The sequence below is a fragment of the Vulcaniibacterium tengchongense genome (assembly GCF_003814555.1).
In the GTDB taxonomy this organism is placed as follows: domain Bacteria; phylum Pseudomonadota; class Gammaproteobacteria; order Xanthomonadales; family Xanthomonadaceae; genus Vulcaniibacterium; species Vulcaniibacterium tengchongense.
Map to the genome: position 1 here is coordinate 95,560 of NZ_RKQN01000006.1, position 7,711 is coordinate 103,270.

Consider the following 7,711-nt stretch of genomic DNA (forward strand, 5'->3'; position numbering starts at 1 on the left):
GGGCAGCCCGCGTCGGCGCCGCGGCTCCACGCGGCGCGGCGCCGCACGCGGTTCGCGCTTGTTGCCGGCAACGGCGCTTGCGACACTGCTGCGTACCGTCTCACCGCTCCGGTGCCCGTGCGCCCGCCCCTTTCCGTCGCCGCCGCTCGATTGGCCTGCCTGGCGCTCGCGTCGTGGTTGCTGGCGCTCCCGGCGGCGGCCGCCACCCGCGATTTCTACTTCGCCCGCCTAGGCAGCGACCGCGGGCTGATGCAGAACACGGTGACGGCGCTGGCGCAGGACCCGGAGGGCTTCGTCTGGGTCGGCACCCAGGCCGGGCTGCACCGCTACGACGGGCAGCGCTACCAGCCGTACCTGCACGAGCCGGGCAATCCGGCCTCGCTGCCCGACAGCTTCGTCACCGCCCTGGCGCTGGAAGGCAAGCGCGCGTTGTGGGTCGGTACCTACAACGAATACCTGGCGCGGCTCGACCTGGCCGACGGCCGCATCCGCCGCTACGCCTCCGCCGGGCCGCAGCACCTGCATCGCCAGGTGGTCGCGCTGCTGCCGGACCGCGGCCGGGTCTGGGTGGGCACGGCCGCCGGGCTGGAGCGTTTCGACCCGCGTACCGGCCGGCGCGAGACCCTGCTGCGCTTCCCCTCGCCGACGCCGGCACCGACGCCGCCGCAGGCGCTGCTCGCCGGCGCCGACGGCCAGGTCTGGTACGGCTGCCGGCTCGGCCTGTTCCGGATCGGCGCCGGCGACCGGCCGCAGCGGGTCGGCCCGGAGGTTCCGGTGCTGTCGCTGCTGCGCGACCGCGCCGGGCGGCTGTGGCTCGGCCGCGGCGACGGGCTGTTCCGGCTGCACAGCAACGGCCGTGACCTGATCCGGGCCTGGCCGCAGGCGGCCACCGCGGACCCGAAGGCCAGCGCGGTGCGCTCGCTGGTCGAGGCGCCGGACGGGCGGCTGTGGTTCGCGGTGCCCGGCCGCGGCCTGCGCCGCTTCGACCCGGCCAGCGGCGCAGCGATCGAGGTGCGCGAGGAGCCGCGGATCGAGGCCAGCCTGCACGACGATTCGATCGGCGCGCTGCTGGTCGACCGCGGCGGCATGCTCTGGGTCGGCGGCCAGTTCCGCGGCGTCGCCGTCGCCGACCCGCGCGGCACTCGCTTTCGCTACGTGTTCGACCTGCAGCGCGAGGCGGGCACGCCGGCGTCGGCCGGCAGCGTCCGCGCGCTCGCCCAGGCCGGAGACGGCGCGCTCTGGGTCGGCACCGACAACGCGCGGTTGCTGCGCTACCGGATCGAAGCGGACCGTTTCGAGGACCTTGGCGGCCTGTTCGCCGCCGCCGTCCCCCCGGGCCGGCCGCCGCCGCACGTCACCGGCTTCGCCCCGGCCGGCGACGGCCTGCTGTGGCTGGCCACCGACGCCGGCCTGTTCCGCCTCGACCCGCGCCGGCGCCGCATCGAGCGCGTCCCGGCGCGCGGGCTCGACGGCAAGGCGCTGCGCACGATCCTGCGCGCCCGCGACGGCACCCTGTGGCTGGGCAGCCACGACGGCGCCTTCCACTACCGGCCCGACAGCGGCGCGCTGCGTCACTGGCCTTTCGGCGAGAACGGCGACGGCCTCGGCCATCCGGTCGTGCACGCGATCGCCGAGGACCGCCGCGGCCGCATCTGGTTCGGCACCGGCGACGGCCTCGACCTGCTCGACCCCGCCAGCGGCCGCCTGCGCCATTTCCGCGCCGAGGCCGACGCGCCCGGCGGCCTGCCCGGCAACCGGATCCGCGCGTTGTACGTGGACGGCCGCGGCACGCTCTGGGTCGGCACCCATGCCGGCCTCGCCCGGCTCGAGGAAGGCGCCGGCGGCCGCATCCGTTTCGCCGATCCGCTCGCCGGCGCGTTCGGCGCGCGGATGCCGGTACCGATCGTCTACGCGATCGCCGAAGGGCCCGCCGGCCGGCTCTGGCTCAGCACCCAGGCGGGCATCCTGCGCCTGGACGTGGCCACCGGCGAGACGCGCCGCTACGGCCTCGCCGACGGCCTGCAGGACCTGGAGTTCCACGGCGGCTCGGCCGCGCGCCTGGCCGACGGCCGCATCGCCTTCGGCGGCGTGCGCGGTTTCAACCTGTTCGACCCGCGGCGGATCGTCGACGCCGGCGAGGCGCCGCCGCTGCGCCTGCTCGGCGCCAGCATCGGCACCCGCAGCGGCGACGACGCGCTCGGCACGCAATGGCGGCCGGCGCGGCTGGACATCCCCGACGGCGCCGGCCTGCTGCGCCTGCGCGTGGGCAGCCTCGACTTCGCCCCGACCGCCGGCACCCGCTACCGCTACCGCATGGACGGCTTCGATCCGGACTGGATCGACAACGGCACCCGCAGCGAGATCGCCTACACCCGGCTGCCGTCCGGCCGCTACACCCTGCTGGTGCAGGCCACCAATCGAGATGGCCTGTGGTCGTCGCAGACCCTGCGCATCCCGGTACGGGTGGCGCCGCCGCTGTGGCGCCACCCCCTGGTGCTGCTCGGCGCGGCGCTGCTGCTGCTGGCCGCGCTCGCCGTTGCCGTCTGGCGGATGCATCTGAACCGGCAGCGCGAGCGCGGCTACTTCCGCCAGATCCGCGAACGCGAGGAGCGCCTCAAGCTGGCGCTGTGGGCCTCCGGCGAGCAGTTCTGGGACTTCGACCTGGCCCGGCGCCGGCTGTACCGGATGCGCATCGACGAGGCCCAGGGCGCGGCGGCGGCGGTGCCGGGCGTGGACCTGCAGAGCCTGATCGAATCCGAGCTGGACATCCATCCGGACGATCGGCCGCAGGTGATGGCGCGGCTGCGCGAGCACCTGCGCGGCGCCTCGCCGCGGTTCCTGTCCGAGCACCGCGTGCGCGACCGCGAAGGGCGCTGGATCTGGGTGCGCGCGCGCGGCCGCGTGGTCGAGCGCGACGCCCAAGGCCGCGCCCTGCGCGTGGCCGGCACCGCCCGCGACGTCACCGCCAACCGCAGCGCCGAGCGCGACCGCCGCATCGCCGCGCAGGTGCTCAACAGCATGGCCGAGGCAGTGGCGGTGTTCGACCGCGAGTTCCGTTTCGTCTCGGTGAACCCCGCCTTCACCCGGATGACCGGCTACACCGACGCCGAGGTGATCGGCCAGCCGACCCGGATCCTCGACAGCGACCAGCACGATCCCGCGTTCTACCAGCACGTGCGCAGCGAACTGCAGCGCAACGGCCGCTGGAGCGGCGAGATCTGGCAGCAGCGCAAGGACGGCGAGGAGTTCCTGTGCTGGTTCCAGGGCAGCGTGGTGCTCGACGCCGGCGGCCGCCAGGGCCTGTACGTGTCCGTGCTCGGCGACATCACCGACCAGAAGCGCGCCGAGCAGGAGCTGCGCTACCTCGCCAACTACGACACCCTGACCAGCCTGCCGAACCGCGCGCTGCTCTCGGAACGGCTGTCGCGCGCGATCGTGCGCGCGCGTCGCCAGGGCAGCCGCATCGCGATGCTGTTCCTCGACCTGGACCGGTTCAAGGACATCAACGACTCGCTCGGCCACGCCGCCGGCGACCGCATCCTGCGTGCCGCGGCGATCCGCCTGCAGCAGGCGGTCGGCCGCCAGCACACCGTCGCGCGCCTGGGCGGCGACGAATTCACCGTGGTGCTGGAGAACCTCGCCGGCCCCGAGCAGGCCGAGCAGGTCGCGCGCAACATCCTCGCCGCGTTCGAGGCGCCGCTGGATCTCGAGCCGCGCCACGACGTGGTGATCTCGCCGTCGATCGGCATCAGCCTGTACCCCGACCACGCCCTGGTGCCGACCGACCTGCTCAAGCACGCCGACACCGCGATGTACCAGGCCAAGGCCGCCGGCCGCCGCACCTACATGCGCTACACCGAAGCGATGGACGTGGAGACGCGCAGCCGCGCCACGGTGTCGGCGGCACTGCGCACCGTGCTCGACCGCAACGAGTTGCGCCTGGTGTTCCAGCCCAAGCTGTCGCTGGCGCGGGGCCGCATCACCGGGGTGGAGGCGCTGCTGCGCTGGAGCAGCCCCGAGCTGGGCGAGGTCTCGCCGGCACAGTTCATCCCGCTGGCCGAGGAGAGCGGGATGATCCTCGACATCGGCGAGTGGGCTCTGCGCGAGGCCTGCGGCGTGCTCAAGCATTGGCGCCTGAACGGCCTCGACCAGCTGACCATGGCGGTGAACGTGTCCGCGCTGCAGCTGCTGCGCGGCAACCTGCCCAAGCAGGTCGCGCGCGCCCTGGTCGAGAGCGGCGTGCCGCCGGAGATGCTGCAGCTGGAGCTCACCGAGAGCGTGATCATGGCCAACGCCGGGCAGACCTCGGCCACGCTCGACGCGCTGCGCGCGCTCGGCGTGGGCCTGGCGGTGGACGACTTCGGTACCGGCTACTCCTCGCTCGCCTACCTCAAGCGCCTGCCGATCACCACGCTGAAGATCGACAAGGAGTTCATCGGCGACCTGACCCGCGACGCCGACGACGAGGCCATCACCACCACCGTGATCACCATGGCCCATTCGCTGGGGCTGAACGTGATCGCCGAAGGCGTCGAGACCGAGGCCCAGGTACGCTTCCTGCGCGGCCACGGCTGCGACGAGATCCAAGGTTACTGGCTGGCGCGGCCGCTCGAGGCGGCCCATTGCCTGGGCTTCATCCGCGCCTGGACGCCGCGCGCCGCGGACCCGGCCGCGTCCGTGAACGCGGCGACTTGACCGCCTCCGGCGCCCTGCTATCGTGCCGCCATGGACCACGCCGACCTCCTCGCCCAACTGCGCTCGCTGGCCGCCCGCGTCGAGCAGCTGGCCGAGCGCAACCGGCGCCTGGCCGAGGAGAACCGCAGCCTGCGCCAGCAGCAGGAGCAGCTGATCGGCGAGCGCTCGGCGCTGCTGGCCAAGAACGAGCAGGCGCGCGCGCGGGTCGAGGCGATGATCGCGCGGCTCAAGTCCCTGGAGCAGCACACGTGAGCGCGACCGAACCGGTCAACATCCGCCTGCTCGACCGCGAGTACACGGTCGGCTGCGAACCCGGCGAACGCGAAGGCCTGCTCGCCGCGGCGCGGATGCTCGACGCGAAGATGCGCGAGATCCGCGGCAACAACCGCATGGCGGGCATCGACCGCATCGCGGTGCTGGCCGCGCTCAATTTCGCCCACGACCTGCAACAGCTGCGCAGCGAGCACGAAGGCCGCGACCGCGAACTGGCGCGCACGCTCAGCGACCTGCACCGCCGCCTCGACGACCTGTTCGAAGCACCGGCGCGCTGACGCCGCGGCCGCGCGCGCCGGCGCTGAATCCCCACCCACCGCGACGACGAGCGGGCGCGCACGTCCGCGTCCACGCGCTATACTTCCGCCACGTCCTCTGCTGTGCGCGACAGCGTGCGCAAACATTCGCCTTGTCCCTTAATGACGACCTCGGGGACGCGGCGGAAGCCCGGAGTGCAGGTCCGCCTCGCAGCGGAAAGCCCGACGGCCTCCAAGCGCCCCCACTTGAACCCCGGGTTCAAGGTCGTTTCGCAAGCATCGCCATCGGCGGAGGACTTTTCTTTTCCGGAACGGGCGCGGCTTCGCGCCCGTTTCCTCATGGGCCCGCTCGCGCGGGTCCGCCCCGCGCGGGCCTGCCGGCCCGCCACCAGCACGGGAATTCGCGCCGCATGACGGCCCGCCTCACGGCTGATCGCGCGGCGCTGCGCCGCGCACTTCGCGACCGCCGCCGCGGCCTGGCCGCCGGCGAACGCATCGCCGCCGCCGAGCGCCTGGCCGAGCGCCTGCTCGCGCTGCCGTTCGCCCCCAGCGCCGGCTACGTCGCCGGCTACTGGGCCGGCGACGGCGAGATCGCGCTGCACATGTGGCAACTGCGCCTGCCGCCCGGCTGCGTCTACTGCCTGCCGGTGCTGCACGCCGACGGCCGCCTGCGCTTCGCGCCGTGGCGCGCGGGCGATGCGCTCGTGGCCAACCGCTTCGGCATCCCCGAGCCCGACGTCGCGCCCTCCTCGCTGCTCGACCCCGAACGGATGCAGCTCGTGGTCGCGCCGCTGGTCGGCTTCGACCGTTCGGGGCACCGGCTCGGCATGGGCGGCGGCTGGTACGATCGCAGCTTCGCCTTCCGCCGCGACCGACCGGCGCCGCCATGGCTGGTCGGCGCCGCGTTCGAGCTGCAGCGCGTGGACGCGCTCGACCGCGCCGACTGGGACGTCGCCCTCGACGCGGTCTGCACCGAATCCGCCACCTACGACTTCCGCATCGCCGCCGCATGACCGCTCGCCGCCGCCACTGGCTGATGAAGTCCGAGCCGGACACGTTCTCGATCGACGACCTGCAGCGCGTCGGGGTGGAACCCTGGAACGGCGTGCGCAACTACCAGGCGCGCAACTTCATGCGCGACGGCATGAAGGTCGGCGACGGCGTGCTGTTCTACCACTCCAACTGCGCCGAGCCCGGCATCGTCGGCACCGCCACGGTGGCCAGCGAGGCCTACCCGGACGAGACCCAGTTCGATCCGAAGTCCGACTACTACGACCCGAAGAGCACGCGCGAGCAGCCGCGCTGGTATCTGGTCGACGTCGCGTTCGAGCGCAAGCTCGCGCGCACGGTCACGCTCGAGGAGATCAAGCGCCACGCCGACCGGCTCGGCGAGGACTTCGCGCTGGTCCGCCGCGGCAACCGGCTGTCGGTGTTCCCGGTCTCGGCCGCGCAGTGGAAGTACCTGCTGTCGCTGGAATGACCCGCGTCTTTCCGCCGCGGGGGCGGCGCCGCTACGCGCTGCGCCCGCCGTGGTTCGACGGATGCGCGCCGAAGGGCGTCCCGTCCCGGCATACGTCCCCCATCTCCACCACCCGATCCGAAGCCATGACCGAAGCCAAGCGCCAAGCCGCCGAAAAAGCCATCGAATACGTCGAGGACGGCGGCATCGTCGGCGTCGGCACCGGCTCCACCGTCGCCTACTTCATCGACGCGCTGGCCCGGATCAAGGACCGGATCGCCGGCACCGTCTCCAGCTCCGAGCAGAGCACCCGCCGCCTGCGCGAGCACGGCATCGACGTGCTCGACCTCAACGCGGTCGGCCCGCTCGGCCTGTACGTCGACGGCGCCGACGAATGCGATCCGCACAAGCGCCTGATCAAGGGCGGCGGCGCGGCGCTGACGCGCGAGAAGATCCTCGCCGAGGCCAGCGTCCGGTTCGTCTGCATCGTCGATCCGAGCAAGCGCGTCGACGTGCTCGGCCGGTTCCCGCTCCCGGTCGAGGTGATCCCGATGGCGCGCAGCCTGGTCGCGCGCCGGATCCAGGCGCTGACCGACGGCCAGCCGGTCTGGCGCCAGGACGGCGACGGCCGCGGCGTGGTCACCGACAACGGCAACTGGATCCTCGACGTGCACAACCTGCGCATCGTCGATCCGGTGGCGGTCGAGCGCGAGCTCAACCAGATCCCCGGCGTGGTCAGCGTCGGCCTGTTCGCGCGCCGCCCCGCCGACGTGGTGATCGTCGGCGGCGAGCCGCCGCAGGTGCTCTGACCCGGCGCCGCCGCTCCCGCTTGCGGGCGCGCGCCGCGCCCGGAACGCCTTGGAGCATCCGGAGTGCCTGGCGCCGCGCAAGCCGCCTCTCCGCAGCCAGGCGGAGACCGCCGGGCCTGCGGTCCGGGCGCGGAGCGATCCGGCGCCGGCGGTCCCGACGCGCGGAAAACGCCCGCGAACGGCCGCCTGGCCTAGGAAACCCGCGCAACCGTTTCCCG

The 7,711-nt window shown here is 73.6% G+C and carries 6 protein-coding genes and 1 other RNA gene; all 7 read left to right on the top strand.

Annotated features, from left to right (window positions below; genetic code table 11):
- The first annotated feature begins 117 nt into the window (after window positions 1-117).
- The 7 genes from EDC50_RS15385 (at window position 118) to rpiA (ending at window position 7,493) form a co-directional block, all read left to right on the top strand.
- On the top strand, window positions 118-4,695 hold the full coding sequence (locus EDC50_RS15385; RefSeq protein ID WP_123771383.1) for an EAL domain-containing protein: 4,578 nt from the start codon (window positions 118-120) through the stop codon (window positions 4,693-4,695).
- A 30-nt stretch (window positions 4,696-4,725) separates the two neighbouring features.
- The gene (locus tag EDC50_RS15390) at window positions 4,726-4,947 is read left to right on the top strand and encodes a TIGR02449 family protein (protein WP_123771384.1); all 222 of its coding nucleotides are present in this window, start codon (window positions 4,726-4,728) and stop codon (window positions 4,945-4,947) included.
- Entirely contained in the window at window positions 4,944-5,246 is a 303-nt protein-coding gene (locus tag EDC50_RS15395; RefSeq protein WP_123771385.1) for a cell division protein ZapA, read from the top strand. Before EDC50_RS15390 ends, EDC50_RS15395 begins: the two co-directional genes overlap by 4 nt.
- A 91-nt stretch (window positions 5,247-5,337) precedes the next feature.
- A non-coding RNA gene (ssrS, locus tag EDC50_RS15400) (6S RNA) lies at window positions 5,338-5,524 on the top strand.
- Between the two features lie 111 nt (window positions 5,525-5,635).
- The gene (locus EDC50_RS15405) at window positions 5,636-6,238 is read left to right on the top strand and encodes a 5-formyltetrahydrofolate cyclo-ligase (protein ID WP_123771386.1); all 603 of its coding nucleotides are present in this window, start codon (window positions 5,636-5,638) and stop codon (window positions 6,236-6,238) included.
- Window positions 6,235-6,705, top strand: coding sequence for an EVE domain-containing protein (locus EDC50_RS15410; RefSeq protein ID WP_123771387.1), 471 nt, complete (start codon window positions 6,235-6,237; stop codon window positions 6,703-6,705). Before EDC50_RS15405 ends, EDC50_RS15410 begins: the two co-directional genes overlap by 4 nt.
- A gap of 125 nt (window positions 6,706-6,830) precedes the next feature.
- On the top strand, window positions 6,831-7,493 hold the full coding sequence (gene rpiA / locus EDC50_RS15415; RefSeq protein WP_123771388.1) for a ribose-5-phosphate isomerase RpiA: 663 nt from the start codon (window positions 6,831-6,833) through the stop codon (window positions 7,491-7,493).
- Window positions 7,494-7,711 lie beyond the last annotated feature (218 nt).